Source organism: Vibrio sp. MED222, assembly GCF_000153005.1.
Taxonomy (GTDB): Bacteria; Pseudomonadota; Gammaproteobacteria; order Enterobacterales; family Vibrionaceae; genus Vibrio; species Vibrio tasmaniensis_A.
The window spans coordinates 1,491,306-1,509,772 of the sequence record NZ_CH902606.1; the positions used below are offsets into that span (position 1 = coordinate 1,491,306).

Consider the following 18,467-nt stretch of genomic DNA (forward strand, 5'->3'; position numbering starts at 1 on the left):
ATTAAGCAGTAAATAATAATGAGCAAGTACACACCCATAAGCGATGTTGACTATAAAATTGATATTGTTGATCACATCAATCAAGACCATTTAGAAGAAACTCTGGCAATAGCTCAAAGCCACGCACCTGCTCTGGATATTGCGACAGCACAGGTGGAAGATATCTTCGAAGAAGGAGTCCATATTGAAGTTAGCTTTAACGATCGAACGGCCAGTGAGGTTATATTTGTCCCCTTTGAAATAGAAGGGAGCTTAGAAGATAAGGTGCTCTATCTAGCGTATGCCAGCATTGTCAAGCAAGGGAGAGATTTTTCAGGAACAGGAAAAAAGTTTTTTGAAGTCATTCAGAAACAAAACGTGACCAAGAATATTATTCGGCTAACTGTAGTAAGTCAGATACCGTTGCCTGAATACTTTCCAGGTTATGCTTATGCATTCGTGCTAAAGAGCATGAAAAAGAAAGCAATCGAAGCTAGAAATAATATTGAAAAGAAACATTGGCTCAAAAACCTCTTTGACCACTTTTTTATTTGGTTAATGAAAAACCTCTCAAACGAAAATCGCGAAAAACTCATTCATGGAGCCAACAAGAATGTTCGTCTTTACACCTTGAGGAAGTCTTGGAGAGGGAGTGAGGACAAATGTGACTGTTACTATGGTCAGATTGATATATATACGCACGGTTCAACGCCAGGAAGCCTTTGGGCAGAGAATTTACGTGTTGGTGACGTGATCATGAGTCGGTCTGAGAATGCAGATAAACATCTTCATTTAGAAGTTGGTCAAGCGTTGTTGATCGCAGATGAAACTGCCTACCCTGCACTGGCAGGTATCCTTGAACGCTGGTGCAATCCAATACCGCCTATAGTAATACTGATTAGCGCTAAGAGAGATGAACAGCGTTATTTTGAAGAAGTCACACTTCCAGCGGGTACCAAAGTACATCGAGTTACTTGTGAAGAGCACCTCCAGGGGGAGAGTGTACTTTCGGTATTGAAGACTTTAGGAGATATCGATGTTACATGGGGGGCACTCGAGTCTTCAGCAGCCAAAATCGTGCGTCATTATTTACGCAATGAACGTCAAGTCAGTGGAAAGAGTAATCATACAAAAGCGTACTGGAAGCTGAAAGAATGACCGAGCCACAGTAGATAATAGCCTGTAAAAACGTGTTTTCATCAATACGTATTGTACTAACTTAGCCAAATCACTAACTCAGTTATGTCCGGAACCTTCAATAAATAGAGATGAGCCTATTAGCTATGAGCTTGTAGGCTCCTTTTTGTTTTTAACTTGTCTACGGACAAAAGCTCGATATCTACGCAGTTATCGACATTGCTTTGATTTGGCTGGTGTGGTGAGCATCAACTTGTTTTCGAGGTTTGTGTGTCACCAACTCAAGTGTGTCACTTGTAGAATCAAAAACATAGTCCGTAATATGGGGAACGAGAACAATTCTCACGATGCCGTCATTTACCAAATTATGTTTAAGGTTATTGATAATAAAAAATAAGTTAACCTCCTCTGTGTTGGATTAGATTCTTCTCAGATAAGCTTTTTACAAAAAAATAGTATTTCACCTATATTTCACCTTTTATTCATTATGATAAAAATTATGGAATTTTTATAGAGATTATGAAATGAGAAAATGCTTATTACCGCTTCTGTTTGTTTTTTCTTTAAGTGGTTGCTCGATAATCGCGCTCCCATTTAAAGCGGTAGGTGCCATTGGAGATATCATTTCCAAGAATGATGAAATTAAAGACGATCATGATATAAAAATATCAACATTGATATCAGTAGCCAGTTTAAACGATGATACTTTAGAAGAGCAGGTCTTATAACTTTAGTTTATCTAAAATGATCTGCACCATTGATATTAGACTTAAAATTAACGACTTTCTATACCTGTATTTATTCATAAATTGCTAATTTAGAGGAAGCGTTAACACCTTTTTATCCAAAAACGAGTTAGCCTAAACAGCTCCCTTCCCCCCAACACAGCCACAAACGCATCCAAATATTGCTCGATAGTCAGATCTGCAGAAACGGGCGGTAGTTCTACGGTAATACACGGTAGGTTTCTTTCTTGGCACCATGTGCCGAATGAGCCTGGGGTTTCGTAATCGACGTCTTCGACGAGTGGTAGGTTGAACTGTTTGCCTAGCCAAGAGGCGAGTTCAGATTGGGTTGGGTCGTCGACCATGGCGAGTGGTTCGTGGAAAGAGATGACGAACTTGGGTTGGCGTTGCTCAATGAGGTTGATGAGCGACTGCACTTCCGGTTCAAGCTGATCGGCTTGCCCCGTTTTTACTTTTACATCTCTGACAGGGGTGTGAGAACTCCAGCGATAGACGGTGCCATTTTCTGTCCAGTTTTGAGTTGGAAAGGCGCGGTTTAAATCGACTTGATTGGCGTTAGCGCGAGTGCCAAGCTGGTTGCCGTCAGGGTTCATCGATAAGATTACATCGTGTCGTAAATTGGCCGCTGGCAAGCTTCTTAGCGCACAAGATAATCCTGCAATAGAAGCGGTCTCATCGCCGTGTGTGCCTGCTAAAATCAGCCCGCGAAATTCACTTTCTATTTGTGCGGGGAAGTAGAGTAAGGGTGCACCCAACACCGATTTTCCATATGACAGCGGCTTTATTGAAAACGCAGCTCTTTCCGTTCTTGGAATTAAACTCACCTTAATCTCCTGATTGATCAAGTACTATCAAGTATTCACTATTGGCTATATTAATCATTAACCAAGTCCATTAGATGAACCCCTTTAAATAAACCATAGCGTCAAAACTCGTCAACCGTCGCATTGTTAATTTTATTACTTTGCTTCAAAGATAGGCTAGGAGAGCAAAAAAACATGGATTTTAAGAAACATTCAACGGCTTTACTCATTTCATCTTTATTGACCCCTTTTATCTCAGTGACTGCCGTTGCTGAAACCTTACCTGCTGGTGTTTCACTGGCAAAAGAGCAACATTTGGTGCGAGCCAATGATGCAGAAGCTGCGACACTCGATCCGGCAAAGGCAGAAGGCTTGCCTGAAATGCACATTCTACGTGACCTCTTTGAAGGTTTAGTTATTCAAGATCGCGATGGCAACATCACTCCAGGTGTTGCGGAATCTTGGGAAACCGAAGACAACCAGACGTTTGTATTCCACTTGCGTAAAGATGCTAAATGGTCGAATGGCGATCCGGTGACAGCCGATGATTTCGTGTATGCGATAAGACGCGCGGTCGATCCGAAACTCGCTTCGCCGAATGTTTGGTATCTTAAGCTGACTCAAATCAACAACATCGCTGATGTGGCAGAAGGTAAGAAGCCCGTTGAAGAGCTCGGTATCTCGGCGGTTGATAAGCACACGGTGAAATTCGAACTCGATAGCAAAGTGCCATACTTTGTGGCGATGACAGGCCACACTTCAATGATGCCCGTTCATAAGGCAACGCTAGAAAACAGCGATAAGCCGTGGAGCGATCCGAAGCAGTTTGTTGGCAATGGTGCGTTTGTTTTAGGCGAGTGGGTGGTTAACGAACGCATTGAACTGGAGAAGAACCCTAACTATTGGGACAGTTCAGATACGCACTTAACCCAAGTGACTTACATTCCGTTTGAGAACCAGAATGCGTCGATTAATCGCTATGCGGTGGGCGAGGTCGATATTACGTCTGATGTGCCGACACACATGGCGCAGCAGCTAAAAATGAAATATCAAGACGCGTATACAGCGGTACCTTTATTGTGTACATACTATTACGCGTTCAATACCACACGCCCTCCGTTTGATGATGCGCGAGTGCGTAAAGCGGTGTCTTATTCCATGATGCGCAATGTGATTACTAATGGAGTGACTCAAGTAGGTAACTTACCGGCTTATACCTTTGCTCATGAATACACGGCAGGTTTTGATGCCACTCAACCTGAGTACAGTACATGGATTCAAAGGGACCGTGACCAAAAGGCGAAAGAGTTGCTGAAAGAAGCCGGATACGATGCTTCTAACCCGCTAGATTTCAAATTGCTTTACAACACCAGTGAATCGAATAAGTCGATTGCGGTGGCGATTGCATCTATGCTGAAAAGCAATCTAGGCGCGCAAGTTGAGTTGGAAAACCAAGAGTGGAAGTCTTACTTAGTGTCACGTCGACAAGGTGATTTTGATGTGATGCGAGCGTCTTGGTGTGGTGATTACAATGAAGCGTCGACCTTCTTAAGCCTTCTGCGTTCTGAATCTTCAGGTAACTTTGCTCGTTACAACAACGACAAGTACGACTCAGCAATGGATAGCGCATTGGCTGCAACTAATGAGCAAGAACGCCAAGGTTTCTATGACCAAGCGGAGCAGTTACTGGCTGAAGATATGCCGATCGCGCCAATCTACTACTACATGCAGGCTCGTCTAGTGCGACCAAGTGTTGGCGGCTTTGCGAAGAATAACGTTGAAGGCCGCATCTATTCTAAGGATCTTTATATCAAGCAGTAAAAAGCTTTGAACATTATATAAACAAATCCCCATTCGCTGACAAAACGAATGGGGATTTTAGTTACTAGGGGGTAGTAATTTTATCTTCTAACTTGTTTCAGGTTTTAGATAGCCACCATAGTCGTGGCTTTCTTCATTGCTTCCTTGGTTGAGCATTCAATCACGTTCGCATTAGCAAAGCGGTGAGCGTCTTTTACTTGAATATCGTGTGCCAAGATAACCAGTCTCGCGTTCGCTACATCTAGGTCGCTGATGCGGTTCTGAATGCCGTTTTGACCTTGTGTTTCTACCTTAATCTTAAGGCCAGCTGCTAAGCCTGCTTTCTCTAGTGCTTTTGCCGCCATGAAGGTGTGTGCAACACCAGAAGGGCAACATGTTACGGCTACGATGTCATACTCGCCTTCGCCTGCTACAGGAGCTGTTTGAGCTTGTACTGGCGCTTCAACCATGTCTTCTTCGGTTTCAACCGCTACAGGTTTCCAGAAACCAACGATAACCGCTGTTGTCAGTGAACCTAGCGCAATACCGACGACGTACATTGGAATATTGCTTGATACTGGCGCAGTGATTAGGCCGCCCCACGGTGCGTGCAGTAGAACGTCTGTCATGAAGCCGAATACACAACCCACGATACCACCGGCAACGATTGACGGAAGTACGCGCATAGGGTCGTTCGCTGCGAATGGGATAGCACCTTCCGAGATACCGATAGAACCCATGATTGCAGCTGCTTTACCTGCTTCTTGCTCTTGTTTAGAGAACTTGTTTTTGAATAGGAAAGTCGCCAATGCCATACCTAGAGGTGGTGTACAAATCGCGATGCCTACACCGCCCATTAACCAAGGTTGAGTGTCTACTTGAGTTTGAGCAAATAGGGTCGCGACTTTGTTGATAGGGCCGCCCATATCAAACGCCGTCATACCGCCAAGGATTGTGCCTAGAACCATCTTAGATGCGCCAGCCATTGAAGCTAGGAACTCGTTCATTGAAGACATGAACAGTTTGATTGGCTCGCCGATGCCCCACAGTACGATGCCGGCAGAGATTAACGTGCCTAGAAGCGGATAGATAAAGTAAGCACCTAGCGCGGTCATGTTGGTAGAAAGTGGGATTTTCTTAAGCTGGAACACCACGCCACCGGCGATAAAGCCAGCTACGATACAACCAAGGAAGCCGCCGCCCATGTCAGCCATGATGCCAGAAGAGATCATCGCAGGTGCCAGTGCCGGTTTATCTGCAATTGAGTAACCAATAAAGCCGCCAAGAATGATTGGGAAAAGAACAAGGCCTTTGATACCGATATTAGAGATGTCTGCTAGCAGGCCGTCTGCAGGTACAGCACCTTTGCCTGATGCCATGACCGCTAAAGCCAATAGAACACCACCGGCTACGATGAAAGGCAGCATGTGTGAGGTTCCGAAAAGCAGGTGACCTTTCATGGTACTTAGGATTTTTTTATAGTCGCTACTACTATTTCTATTATTAGAATTGCTACTGGTATTTGTAGCTTGGTTTGCTAGGGTGCTCATAATTTTCTACGCCTTATGAATTAATTAAAATATTAAGGATTTGTTGTTCGTCTTTTGCGTTATGTATATCTTGAATAAATTCATCGCTGAATTTTCCAAATAATTCTTGTAGTACATAAATATGATGGTCAGCACCGTTATCTGGTGATGCAATCATAAAAAATACCGTTGGGTTAATGCCGTCTTCATCGCCATACTCAATACCTTCACGTTTTACACCGACAGCAATGGCAGGCTCAGTAACCGCTTGGTTTTTGGAGTGAGGGTAAGCGATGCCATCCATCGAGGTGATACTTTGAGATTCACGAATTTCAATACCTGATAGGAAAGTATCTTTGCAATTAATTCGGTTGTTCTCAAATAACATGCCCGCCAATTCTTCAAACAGTTCTTTTTTATTATTCGCTTGAAGATTGTTATTAATTAAGTTGACGTTGGTTAGCTGTGTGATCATTTATTAACTCATTCAATATTGAAGTTCTTGAATTAAAATTAATGGATTAACCCGATTCGCGAAATAGCAAATAAAAGCCCTTCACTGTACATTTGTACCAAGCAAAATTAAGTGTGATTTGCATCATTCATCCAGTGTGAGATGAGTCATATTTGATGGTGTACTTCGGCGTTGAAATAACTTTCTGTAGGAAGAAAAAAGCGGTAGGAACAAAAAGCACTAGGAACAAAAATGCCCCGCAAAGCAGGGCATGATCAATGTTTGTATCTACTCGGGAGAGCTAGATTTACTCGATAGAGCTAGCTGTAAGCACGCGCCACGCGTCCAACGCAATCCAGTTTGTAACTCTCAGCGTAAGCGGGAATGAACACCGACTGGCCTTTCTCTATCACGCAGGTTTCACCACATTGATGGGTTAGCACCATGGATTCGTCGAGTGGCAGTAGGATCTCGGCACCTTCGGTGGTGATCTTCCTTTGATGTGAGTTTTGCACGATCGAGAACTTAAAATCTTCGACCGGAATTTCGTATTCCATCACATCACCTTGCTCAATCGGGCTGAGCAGCAATCTATCCGCAGGCTTTTCATTGAATTGAGTACAAGAGACTAATTCATTGATGTCCATGTACTTAGGCGTCAACCCTGCGCGGAGTACGTTGTCTGAATTCGCCATCACTTCTAAGCCCGTGCCTTTGATGTAAGCGTGCGGTGTCTCGGCATCCAGATACATGGCTTGCCCCGGTTTTAAGGTGATCACGTTCAACAGTAGCGGAGCAAACAAGCCGATATCCCCCGGATATTGATGTTCCAACTCTGAAATCAACTGGAACACAGGAGCATCAGAAAGCTTCGCCTTCATCAACAACATGGTCAGCGCCATGCCTTTTTGTTCACCTTGCAAAGACAATAAGCTCGCGAAGAAGCTGGCTAATCCATTGGGCGTTTGGTCGCCCGCTAGGTCATTAACCATAGAGTTTAGCTCTGGAATATCAAGATAATGGAAGTGTTCAAGGATCTCGCGGATCGACCTAAAACCATTCATCGCGGTGTAGTCGGTTAATGCATACACCAGCTCCGGCTTGTGGTTGGGATCCTTGTAGTTACGGTTGCCAGCTGTCATCGGAATGCCTTGTTGTTCTTCTAGAGCATAGCCAGATTCGGCTTGCTGCTTGTTCGGGTGCACTTGAACAGAGAGTGCTTTCTCCGCCGCTAACACCTTAAACAGATACGGAAGTTCACCAAAACGGCTCGCGACTTTCTCGCTTAGAAACAGGTTTAGGTTCTTGGAAATAAGGTTCGACAACGTGGTTTGCTGACCATTGTCAGTGACCATCGAACAACCATTAGGGTGAGCGCCCATCCAGATCTCCGCTTGCGGCTCACCAGATTGGTTATCAATACCAAACAGTTGGCTGAACGAAGAAGGGCTACCCCATGCGTAGTTCTGAATCACGTTAGTCATAGGGTAGAAAAAGCGTTGTACGAACGAGTCGTTCGCTAAAGAAAAATCAGACATCGAAATCACCATGAAGGGAAACATGGCTTGAGCTGTAATCGACTTATTCGTTGTTAAAAGTATTAGTTACTAAAAACAGTAGGGTCGAAGGGCTCAAGCCATTGGAGTTGAAATGGCTTAAGCCGCTGCTGTCGTTAGCTTGGCTTTGCGTAGATTTTTAAGCGCGATACAAGTCACCGCAGTTACGCCCGCACCTGATGCCATGCACAGCAGTGCCAACATTGGGTAGTTCATTGCACCTAACAGAGCAACTACTGGACCACCATGGGCAACACTGTTGGTGATACCAAATGAGAACGCCATTACCGCAGCAGTCATTGAGCCAAGCACGTTGGCAGGGATAACCGACATTGGATCTTGAGCCGCGAAAGGAATCGCACCTTCAGAGATACCCACTAAGCCCATTGCGCCCGCTGCTTTACCTGCTTCGATTTCAGAAGATTCAAATAGGTCGAACTTTCGGCCAAGTCTGGTCGCGATAGCCATGCCTAGTGGAGCCACAGGAATTGCACACGCCATTGCACCCATGAATTGAGTCTGACCGCTGGCAATCATGCCGACCGAGAATAGGAATGCCACCTTGTTGAATGGGCCGCCCATATCAAAACCAGCCATACCACCCAGTACGATGCCTAGTAGAACCACGTTGCCTGTGCTCATGCTCGTTAGTAGTGCAGTAAGCGCATCCATCAGCCCAGCGATAGGTGCGCCGATAACAAAAATGAACAGACCTGCGATGAACAAAGAGCCAGTGATCGGAGCGATCATGATAGGCACAAGCGGTTGAACGAATTTGTGGTAGTTAAATGAGGTAATCCATTTAACGAAGTAACCCACTAATAGACCGGCGATGATCGCGCCAATGAAGCCTGTACCTGCGTCAGCGCCATAGAAAGAGCCGTTGTTAGCAATCCAACCACCGATAAGGCCAGGGGTTAGGGCAGGGCGGTCAGCAATCGCGTAAGCAATGTAGCCAGCCAAGATTGGGATCATTAATGTGAAGGCAACCACGCCCACTTCTAGGATTTGGTTCCACATGCTGCCAGCAGGAATCGCCATGCCAGATTCGCTTGGCTCACCGCCAATCGCCAGTGCTAGGGCAATCAATAGGCCGCCCGTCACCACGAATGGGATCATGTGTGATACGCCATTCATCAAGTAACGATAAAGATCTGAACGCGCTTGTGAGGCTTTTTCTACAACAGATTGGTTGGTCGGCGTTTGTTCAGCTTGGTAACTAGGTGCATTTAGAGCTTGCTTAATCAAGCCTTGCGCGTCTTTGATTGGTGCTTTTACGTTGGTGCTGATGACGCGTTTTCCGGCAAAGCGAGCCATGTCTACTTGCTTGTCACAAGCGACGACAATCGCATCTGCACGTTCGATCTCTTCTTGAGTCGGGCTGTTTTTAACGCCTATCGAGCCGTTAGTTTCGACCTTGATGTCGTAGCCAAGAGCCGCTGCGCCTTTCTCTAGCGCTTCAGCTGCCAAATAAGTGTGTGCAACGCCAGCTGGGCAGCCTGTCACACCAATGATGAAGCCTTGTTTCTCAACGTTGGTTTCCGTTTCTGAAGGCTCAGGTTTGGTAAGCAGTAGCTCCAATGCCGCTTGTTCAGATTGAGCATTCATAAAGCTTTCTATAAAGCCTTCTTCAATCAGCTTTGAAGAAAGCTCTGCCAGTACTTCGATGTGGTGATCATCGCCGCCATCTGGAGACGCGATCATGAAGAAGAGTTTTGATGGCTGACCGTCATCGGCGCCGTACTCGATACCCTGCTTGTGGACGCCGATAACAACTGCAGGTTTGATCACCGCGCTGCTTTTCGCATGTGGCAGGGCAATGCCCTCTTCAAACCCTGTATTACCTTGTTCTTCACGCGCCTTAATGTCGGCAAGAAACTGTGCTTTGTCTGAGATTCTGCCTTGTGCGTACAGCACGTCTATCAGCTCTTTAAATACGTCTTCTTTTGAATTAGCGCTAAGCGAAAGCTTAATCAAATCTTGATTGATCAATGTCGTGATCATAATGAACCCCTACTCTGTTTTTATTTTGTTAGGGGTATTCTGGAATCTACGGCTTACCTTCTGTAGTGAAGAAAAAACGCATTTACTGGATGATTGTTGCGTTATAAGTGGAGTGTGATTTTGATCGGTCGAGTGGCTGTTTTAAGGGCGGTGTTGACAGAGTTTAAGATGTGTTGAGGCTTTTATTTATAAGGGATGCAGCGTATTTTTTTATTAGATCATGAACGTTCTAGGTCAGTTTCGTTACTGGAAATTTATTTCCGTGACTGGATTTTTGTAGCCTAGATCTCAAATTGTGATTTTGCTCAATAGCGCTATGTTTCACTAAGGGGTATATCTATTCCCGTAGCCTTATTGCTGCCCATTAGAGTTCGAATAATGATATTTCATGACTTAATCTCGTCTGTATTAAATGAGCGAGAACCGTTTCATAACATCTGGTTTGCTGGAGATTTTCACACGCCTTCAGCATGCAGTTATCAGGTGAACTTTCCACGTTTAGAGCTGGTGCTAGACGGAGAGTATATTAATGAAATGGAGAGTCATGATCGCAAAATAACCAACGTTATCGCCAAAGCCGGAGACGCGATTTTCATCCCACCCAACTGCTGGAACAAGCCAAACTGGGATACCGACTGTTCGGTGCTGAGCATGTTGTTTGGTCGTCGTCAGTTGGGTTTAAGTTTGGTGAGTAAGCGCAAAGGCGAGGAGAGCTTTTACGATATTCAAAAGCATAGTATTCAGACTCGTTCTGGGTTTGCGATTGATAACATTTTGGAGGCGCTCAGCTCGTTAGCGAGAGAGAGTAACAAGCAGCCGATGGATGAGTTATTGCTGCAAGCTCTACTGCAATACAGTAAAACCATGTTGGAAGCACCCGTAGAAAAATCTCATAGCCGAGTACAGGATGTGTATCAGGGGATTTGTATCTACATTCAAGAAAACTTCCACCGCCAGATCACCCGAGACAGCATTGCCTCACGCTTTAGTATTTCATCCAATCACTTGTCGCGAATGTTCCGTCAACAAGGCCACATGACGTTGGCAGAATACATCACCCGAGTCCGTGTCGACCGCGCCAAATTCATGCTCAAGAAGTACAATTTCAAGCTCAATGAAGTGGCATTACGTTGCGGCTTTAAGGATGTGAACTACTTCTGTCGAGTATTTAAGAATCGCACCGGTAGAACGCCGACTGAATATCGTGGTTCTATTTAGTTAAGCCGTCTTTTTAAGTCGGAGCGTATTTTGTTGTTGAGCCGTCTTTTGGAGTGAGTAGCCTTACAGCAGGCGAGATGAGATATACATCAGCAAGGCTTGTAAATCGACACTGCTTCGAGTCTTTTGCAAACGCTCGTTGACCTGATCGTGAAGTAGGTTTCTAGTTAGGTTGGTAGCCGCCACAATGTGTTCACGTTGCGGCTTGGTTGGCAGTACTAAAGCGATAGCTACGTGTACTTGGCCAATTTGAGATGCCCAGTCAATCGGGTTGTCACTGACGATGACCGCGATCGAGAGATCTTGAGTAGATTCAAACATCACATGGGGCAGTGCGATACCTGGTGACACGCAGGTTGAAGAGCGTTCTTCTCGCTTAATGAAAGCCAAAATCAGCTCATCTGGGTCTTCTGGATAAACGAGGTGAGCGAGCCCTTTCAAGCACTCAAATTTTGTCAGTTGAGTTTGCGCTTTAGCGTGGTGCCACTTTATGTCACAAGGCGGGCATATCTGCGGCATACGCTGGATTAAATCGTTAGAGAACTCATGATTCACTTGTGAGCCAACCATGTCGTAATGCTCAGCAATCACGTCTTTTATTACAAAACATGCGAGTTCAGCATCAATACCTACTGCGGTGATCTGGCATAAATCGCCACGAAGTAAACCCACTTGTAACATCGCGACAGATTTGGAGAGATCAGCGGTTCGATTTTGAGTGATGTTGATAATGCGGATGTTGCTTTTGAACTTCTTCGCTAAACGAGTCAACGGCTGCGCGACGTGTGAGTTCGCGGCAGGATCGTCAACGAAGAAGGTGATCTGATATTCATTCATGAAAGGTTTAAGTTCGACAATGCTTGATAAAGACTTTATCGACACTCAATAACACCTCTTCCATTGGAATGAATACGGTTTTCGCTGGGTCAAATCGACTTGGTTGTTCGATGTCGATATCAGAGACGATCAACACTTTGTCTGCGAGGGTAATATCCTGGCCTGTCAGTAAGTTTTCAATCCCCATAGCGCCTTGAGTCTCAACCTTGATTGAAACATTGAATTTTGGGGCTGTTTTATTTAGTGCATCAGCTGCCATATAGGTGTGCGCAATGCCTGTAGGGCAGGCAGTTACCGCTACAATTCTCATTATTATTCTCGGTGTGCTTAGATCGACAGTTTATTAGGATCGATGGGACTATCTGAATCTGTGAATTTTATGGATTCCCGTTTTTTATTCAAAGGTGAACGTCACACTCTTGCTTCTTGGTTACAATTATCCAGTTAATGCACCTTTCGTCCTATATATCGAGCGGCCTTGCCTCGTTAGTCTTTTCATATTATTAACCTCTTTATCTCATTTACTTAAATTGGTACTCGGACGAGGCAGCACATGGACATCACTGACATTATAGAGCCGGAGATTGTCTGTCTGGATTTAAAGGCAGACTCTAAACAGGCGGTATTTGAAGAGCTTGTCGAACTGCTTGACCGTGCGGGCAAGCTCTCCAATAAAAGTGAATTCCTTGATGATATCTGGAAGCGTGAGGCCATCGGCAATACGGGCTTTGATGATGGTATTGCGATTCCACACGCGAAAAGCACTGCTGTAGCTAAACCTGCTGTGGCGGTAGGTATTAGCCGAACGGGTATCGATTATGGCGCAGACGGCGGCGAACTGTCGGATGTGTTTTTTATGCTCGCGTCGCCAGACAATAGCGATGATCATCATATTGAGGTTCTGGCTCAGATCTCAACTCGATTGATCGAAGATGGTTTTGTTACAAAATTAAAGGCGGTAGAGTCGGTCGAGGAAGCTCAAGAGCTGTTTCTCGAAGCGAATTCTGAATCTTTCGATAGCTACGCTTCTAGGCATCATGAAGTTTACAGCGAACCATTAAGCCCTTGGGCACAATCTCTTAATCGTCTTAAAGAACACTTGTTGTACGGTACTTCGCACATGATCCCATTTGTGGTCGCGGGTGGGGTGCTTTTGTCTTTGTCGGTAATGATGTCTGGCCACGGAGCAGTACCTGAGAGCGGCGTTCTGGCTGACATAGCACAAATGGGTATCGCGGGGCTAACCCTGTTTACCGCTGTGCTCGGTGGTTACATTGCATATTCAATGGCCGACAAACCGGGCTTAGCTCCGGGCATGATTGGTTCTTGGCTCGCAGTGAATCAGTATAGTACTGGCTTCCTTGGTGCAATTGTGGTCGGATTCTTCGCTGGCTTTGTGGTGAATCTACTTAAGAAGATCAAGCTGCCAGACAGCATGATCTCGCTGAGCTCGATCTTCATCTATCCATTAGTCGGCACCTTTGTAACCTGTGGGGCGGTGATGTGGGTGATTGGCTCTCCTATCGCGTATGTGATGCTTGAGATGAACCAAATGCTGACTGGCATGGCAGGCTCAGGAAAAGTGGTGCTAGGCAGTATTTTAGGGGCGATGACGGCCTTTGATATGGGCGGCCCAATCAACAAAGTGGCGACGCTGTTTGCTCAAACGCAGGTGAACACTCAACCTTGGCTAATGGGCGGCGTCGGTATTGCCATTTGTACGCCACCATTAGGTATGGCTCTTGCCACTTTCATATCACCTAAGAAATTCAAACGAGACGAACGTGAAGCCGGAAAAGCAGCGGGTATTATGGGCATGATCGGCATCAGTGAAGGTGCGATTCCTTTTGCTGCCGCCGACCCTGCGCGAGTTCTGCCTGCTGTTGTTGCTGGTGGCATTGTCGGTAACGTGGTTGGCTTTATGTTCCATGTTATCAACCATGCACCATGGGGCGGCTGGATCGTCTTGCCTGTGGTTGATGGAAAAATTGGCTATATCGTCGGGACATTAGCAGGAGCACTGACTACAGCCCTTATTGTGATACTACTGAAAAAGAACGTGGTCGAAGGCGAAGCAAGTTCTAATCAGTTTACGGGTGGCTCGATAACGGAAGAAGGACAAGCGGATGTATTGGCGATCACTTCTTGTCCATCTGGTGTTGCTCATACGTTTCTTGCGGCTAAGTCTTTGGAAAAGGCGGCTCATCATCTTGGGGTTCGGATTAAAGTCGAAACGCAGGGGGCCAACGGAATTGGCAATCGCATTACACAGAAAGACATTGAGCGGGCGAGGTTGGTGATTTTTGCTCATGATGTGGCAATTAAAGAGATCGAACGCTTTGCGAACATGAAAACCTTAGATGTCAGCACTAAGGAAGCGATGCTTAATGCGCAGGCGTTGATTATGAGGAAAATATAAAAGCAATCGGCTTTAAGATTGGCTGAAAAGCAATAAATAAAAAGACGCCCAAGTATTAGTAGTAATACTTGGGCGTCTTTTTGTAGAGCTGAGCCTATATACGCTCAGTTGCTAAAAAGGGTGGTACTTGAAGATGTCTTCGACCATTGAGTTGAGTAGTTCTGTGTCATCGCAGGTTTTTGCATAAGTGCGTAGCCCTGCAATTTGAACCTGAACGTGGCGAGCAAGTTGAGTAGGTTCGCGTTCTTTGCTGATCTCACCAAGTTCTTGCGCTTCGGCAATCAGTTTGGCGAACTCGCCTTCCATGATTTTCAGTGATTTCTTGGCTTCTTCTAATAATTCAGCGTGCTCATCCGTCAGTTCAGCTACTGTTTTAGCCAGCATACACATGCCGTTAGGCGCGCTTTGTTTCGATTCGACAACGGCACGTTTTACGAAGTTTTCTAGTGCTTTGATTGGAGAGTCGGTTTCGCTGCGTAAGCGGTTCAGGTTGAGAATGCCGAGTTCGGTATAACGAGCTAATGTTTCTTTAAACAAGCCTTCTTTGCTGCCAAAAGCCGCGTAGATGCTGCCCGGACGCATATCAATCACGTCCTGTAGATTGCGCATAGAAGTCGCGTGAAAGCCTTTTTCCCAATACAGGTTAGTCGCTTTATCTACTACGTCTTGTCTATCGAACTTCGCTGTCTTGGCCATAACATCTGCTTCATTAATCTGAACATATGTTCAATATTTTAAGATGAACGCTCGTTCTAGTAAAGGAGTGTCTGGTTAATCTGGCAATCTCGCAAAGATCGAGAGCATCAATCGGTAATAAAAAACTCTAATCATCAACAACTTCTACGGTCTTGTGTTGCGCGCCATAATAGGTGCCTTCATCGATGGTATACATCAGCGTTTCTTCGCACTCTGGGCAGTTGAACTCTTCATTGGGTTCGATAGCTTCCTCTTCTACCCATTCCCAACCAATGTGTTCTTCGCAAGCGGGGCAATCCATAAAAATACCTCTCAGCTGTTGTCGCATATTTACTGCGAGCTTCTACTTAATAAGCTCGGCAGTATACATATTTGAGACTGAACATATAGATGATCGTGAGTGAACAGCTTGGTAAGGGTTACACAGTGAGTGCTGATCTACCACTTTATGACTATGCAATGTGTGTCAATTTTTAGTCACTGCGTCAGAGAAGTGTTGTTACACGTATTTTTCGTCTGGTTAAGTCAGATAGTTAACAGTTTTATTCATAAATCAATGAATTTTATAAGGTTAAATGTTAACGTCCTCTGCGCTGAACTGTGTGGTTAGGTCATGGTTTACATGGGTCAGCTTGAATAATTATAGAGTCACCATTAAGGCGCACCCGTTAGAAGGAAGCCTAATTCGATGACTGAGAAGATTTGTTAGTTGTTAGGGAAATAATAATGAATTTAACCGATATGTCATTTAAGCAAAAAATCATCGCTTTGCTTATCTTACCGATCTTAGGGTTTTTATGGCTTAGTGTTTCTGCCATTTCAAAAGGCGTAGAAACCACCAGTGAAATGTCGTCATTAAACCAACTTACGCGTTTGTCGGTTGTGTACAGTGAGTTGGTGCACGAGTTACAGAAAGAACGTGGTATGACGGCTGGCTTTATTGGCTCACAGGGAAACAAATTTGGCAGTGAGCTAAAAGCACAAAGAATTAACGCAGACAGCAAACGTAATCAAAGAACCGAGTACTGGCAGTCTGAAGAAATCGGTTTATCGCAGATCACGCGTCTGAATACTGAAATCAGCCAAAGTCTCAACCAAATTACTTCGATTCGCAATAGAGTGGATTCTCAATCAATTCCGCTTTCTGAAGCATTAGGTTACTACACCAAACTTAATGCTAAGTTATTGAGTGTATCTGCATTAATTGCTGAGCTAAGTACTGATGCCACCATCACGACAGAAACCATCGCCTACTATAACTTTCTACAAGGCAAAGAGCGTGCGGGTATCGAACGTGCGGTTCTCAACAACACCTTTTCTAAAAATGAATTTGGCCCGGGTATGTTGGTTAAATTCATCTCTTTGGTAACCGAGCAAAATACATATTTTGCGAACTTTGAAGTTTTGAGTAACCCAGATAACGTTGATTTCTTTAAACAGCAACTGAATGATCGCTCGGTGGCTGAAGTGGAAAAACTTCGTGATGTGGCTGAATCGAAAATGAGTGGCTTTGATGTCGATCCTGTTTATTGGTTTGCTCAATCGACGGCACGAATTGTTCAGCTGAAGAAGACTGAAAATCAGTTAGCAGAGTCTCTTATTACACTGACGGATCAGAAAACTCAGCAAGCTCAATCAGCAATGATGGGCAGCATTGTGATGTTTGTTGTGATCACTTTGTTCGCAACTTTTGTTAGCTTCAAAGCCATTACTGATTTAACGACTCGAGTTAAAGATCTAACGCGAGTGCTTTCTAAAGTCCGAAATGACAATGACTTAACCGTTCGTGCGACTTACGAAGGTAACAGCGAGCTGGGTCAAATCTCATCGTCGCTTAATGAAACATTAGAGAAGTTTTCTCAAGTTATCGATAACCTATCTCAATCTAGCCTGACACTTGCTTCAGCAGCAGAAGAGACGGCGCAAACTTGCCAATACAACTCAAGCACCTTAGTTGAACAGCAAGACCAGATTGGCTTGATTGCGACAGCAACAGAAGAGCTATCAGCGACGGTGAATGAAGTCGCGGCTAAAACACAGCAAACGGCAAGCTCAGCGAAGATCGCTGATGAACAATCACAGCAAGGTTTAAGCACGGTTCAACAATCTTATGAGTCGATAGAAACCTTGGCTTCTGAGATTAACGGCCTCGCTGAAAAAATCACTCATCTACACGAAAGCAGCAACAACATTAACAGTGTGATTGATGTGATTAAATCTGTTGCCGAACAAACCAATTTGTTAGCGTTAAATGCAGCGATTGAAGCCGCTCGAGCTGGTGAACAAGGTCGTGGTTTTGCTGTCGTAGCCGATGAAGTTCGTACTTTGGCTCAGCGTACGCAACAGTCCACTTCGGAAATTGAAGGCTTCATTAACTCGCTACAATCTGACGTGCAAACAGCGTTCAATGTGATTGATAACAGCAAGAAGATGTCTTCAAGAGCGGTTGAAGACTCACGAGGAGTAGAACAGACCCTGCAAGATATTTCAGGGGCTGTGAGCGAAATATTCAGCATGGCAGAGCAGATCGCAACCGCAACTGAAGAGCAAGCAGTAGTGACTCAAGATATTGCTCAGAACGTTGTCGCGGTAGAGCAGAAGTCGACAGAATCTACGACAGGCGCAACGCAAATTGCTGCAACAGCGAAAGAGCAGGCTGAGTTGGCAACATCGCTGAAAGAGCTCTCGAATACGTTTAAGAGTTAGCAACTCAGAGCTAGAAGCTTTCTATCTCATATAAAAAATGTCCCGCCTAGTGCGGGACATTTTTTTAGCGGGGTACTTTTTCTTTTTGTTTTCTTGGGGAGGGAGATGAAACCGCTAAACCGCTTGTCCGTTAACCGACAATTTCACGTCAATGTTGCCACGAACCGCGTTTGAGTAAGGGCAAACTTGGTGCGCCGTTTTCACAAGCGTCACAGCTTGTTCTTGCTCTAGATCCAGTTCAATCGATAGAGCAACAGTTAAAGCAAAGCCACCGTTTTCATTTGGTCCAATACCGACTGTTGCAGTCGTTGGCGCCGATGCGATTTTGATTTTCATCTCTTTAGCTACATGAAGTAGAGCATTTGAGAAGCACGCAGAGTAGCCCGCAGCAAACAGTTGCTCAGGGTTGGTCGCTTCACCTGTTCCGCCCATCTCTTTAGGGTAGCTCAACGCTACTGAAAGCAGATTGTCATCAGTAGAAACTTGGCCGTTACGACCCGCAGTAGCAGTCGCAGAAGTTGTGTAGAGTGTTGTCATTGTCTTAGTCCTTGCTTGGGTTGTGTAAAACTAGGTTGCGTACAAC

Annotated in this window: 15 protein-coding genes; 5 read left to right on the forward strand and 10 right to left on the reverse strand. The window is 45.0% G+C overall.

Going from position 1 to position 18,467, the window contains the following annotated elements; translation table 11 throughout:
- Positions 1-18: 18 nt before the first annotated feature.
- Positions 19-1,137 carry a siderophore-interacting protein gene (locus MED222_RS15175; RefSeq protein WP_009846223.1) on the forward strand — a complete coding sequence of 373 codons (1,119 nt, stop codon included), beginning with the start codon at positions 19-21 and terminating at the stop codon, positions 1,135-1,137.
- An 808-nt stretch (positions 1,138-1,945) separates the two neighbouring features.
- Here MED222_RS15175 and mpaA read toward each other — a convergent pair.
- Complete coding sequence (mpaA, locus tag MED222_RS15165) at positions 1,946-2,686, reverse strand: murein tripeptide amidase MpaA (protein ID WP_083784022.1); 741 nt, start codon at positions 2,684-2,686, stop codon at positions 1,946-1,948.
- A 174-nt stretch (positions 2,687-2,860) separates the two neighbouring features.
- On the opposite strand from mpaA, the gene MED222_RS15160 reads away from it, so the two are divergent.
- Positions 2,861-4,486, forward strand: a complete 1,626-nt coding sequence (locus MED222_RS15160) for an ABC transporter substrate-binding protein (RefSeq protein ID WP_009846226.1) — start codon at positions 2,861-2,863, stop codon at positions 4,484-4,486.
- A gap of 104 nt (positions 4,487-4,590) precedes the next feature.
- Here MED222_RS15160 and MED222_RS15155 read toward each other — a convergent pair whose 3' ends face one another.
- The 4 genes from MED222_RS15155 to MED222_RS15140 form a co-directional block, all read right to left on the reverse strand.
- Entirely contained in the window at positions 4,591-6,015 is a 1,425-nt protein-coding gene (locus tag MED222_RS15155; protein WP_009846227.1) for a fructose-specific PTS transporter subunit EIIC, read from the reverse strand.
- Positions 6,016-6,028: 13 nt separating this feature from the next.
- Positions 6,029-6,469, reverse strand: coding sequence for a PTS sugar transporter subunit IIA (locus MED222_RS15150; RefSeq protein ID WP_009846228.1), 441 nt, complete (start codon positions 6,467-6,469; stop codon positions 6,029-6,031).
- 299 nt (positions 6,470-6,768) lie between these two features.
- Positions 6,769-7,986: a mannose-6-phosphate isomerase, class I gene (gene manA, locus MED222_RS15145; protein WP_009846229.1), complete on the reverse strand. Its 1,218-nt coding sequence runs from the start codon at positions 7,984-7,986 to the stop codon at positions 6,769-6,771.
- A gap of 117 nt (positions 7,987-8,103) precedes the next feature.
- Positions 8,104-10,008, reverse strand: coding sequence for a PTS fructose transporter subunit IIABC (locus MED222_RS15140; RefSeq protein WP_009846230.1), 1,905 nt, complete (start codon positions 10,006-10,008; stop codon positions 8,104-8,106).
- 378 nt (positions 10,009-10,386) lie between these two features.
- Here MED222_RS15140 and MED222_RS15135 point away from each other — a divergent pair, with 378 nt between their 5' ends.
- Positions 10,387-11,226: a helix-turn-helix transcriptional regulator gene (locus MED222_RS15135; RefSeq protein WP_009846231.1), complete on the forward strand. Its 840-nt coding sequence runs from the start codon at positions 10,387-10,389 to the stop codon at positions 11,224-11,226.
- A gap of 63 nt (positions 11,227-11,289) precedes the next feature.
- Here MED222_RS15135 and MED222_RS15130 read toward each other — a convergent pair whose 3' ends face one another.
- Entirely contained in the window at positions 11,290-12,063 is a 774-nt protein-coding gene (locus MED222_RS15130; RefSeq protein ID WP_009846232.1) for a PTS sugar transporter subunit IIA, read from the reverse strand.
- 7 nt (positions 12,064-12,070) lie between these two features.
- Positions 12,071-12,373: a PTS fructose transporter subunit IIB gene (locus MED222_RS15125; protein ID WP_009846233.1), complete on the reverse strand. Its 303-nt coding sequence runs from the start codon at positions 12,371-12,373 to the stop codon at positions 12,071-12,073.
- A gap of 243 nt (positions 12,374-12,616) precedes the next feature.
- Here MED222_RS15125 and MED222_RS15120 point away from each other — a divergent pair, with 243 nt between their 5' ends.
- Positions 12,617-14,482, forward strand: coding sequence for a fructose-specific PTS transporter subunit EIIC (locus MED222_RS15120; RefSeq protein ID WP_009846234.1), 1,866 nt, complete (start codon positions 12,617-12,619; stop codon positions 14,480-14,482).
- A 111-nt stretch (positions 14,483-14,593) separates the two neighbouring features.
- Here MED222_RS15120 and MED222_RS15115 read toward each other — a convergent pair whose 3' ends face one another.
- Together MED222_RS15115 and MED222_RS22185 are read right to left on the reverse strand one after the other, a co-directional pair.
- Complete coding sequence (locus MED222_RS15115; protein WP_009846235.1) at positions 14,594-15,178, reverse strand: TetR/AcrR family transcriptional regulator; 585 nt, start codon at positions 15,176-15,178, stop codon at positions 14,594-14,596.
- Between the two features lie 127 nt (positions 15,179-15,305).
- Entirely contained in the window at positions 15,306-15,479 is a 174-nt protein-coding gene (locus MED222_RS22185) for a hypothetical protein (RefSeq protein ID WP_009846236.1), read from the reverse strand.
- A 425-nt stretch (positions 15,480-15,904) separates the two neighbouring features.
- Here MED222_RS22185 and MED222_RS15110 point away from each other — a divergent pair, with 425 nt between their 5' ends.
- Positions 15,905-17,884, forward strand: a complete 1,980-nt coding sequence (locus MED222_RS15110) for a methyl-accepting chemotaxis protein (protein ID WP_009846237.1) — start codon at positions 15,905-15,907, stop codon at positions 17,882-17,884.
- A gap of 114 nt (positions 17,885-17,998) precedes the next feature.
- On the opposite strand, the gene MED222_RS15105 is transcribed toward MED222_RS15110, so the two are convergent.
- Positions 17,999-18,421: an organic hydroperoxide resistance protein gene (locus MED222_RS15105; protein ID WP_009846238.1), complete on the reverse strand. Its 423-nt coding sequence runs from the start codon at positions 18,419-18,421 to the stop codon at positions 17,999-18,001.
- Positions 18,422-18,467: the final 46 nt, after the last annotated feature.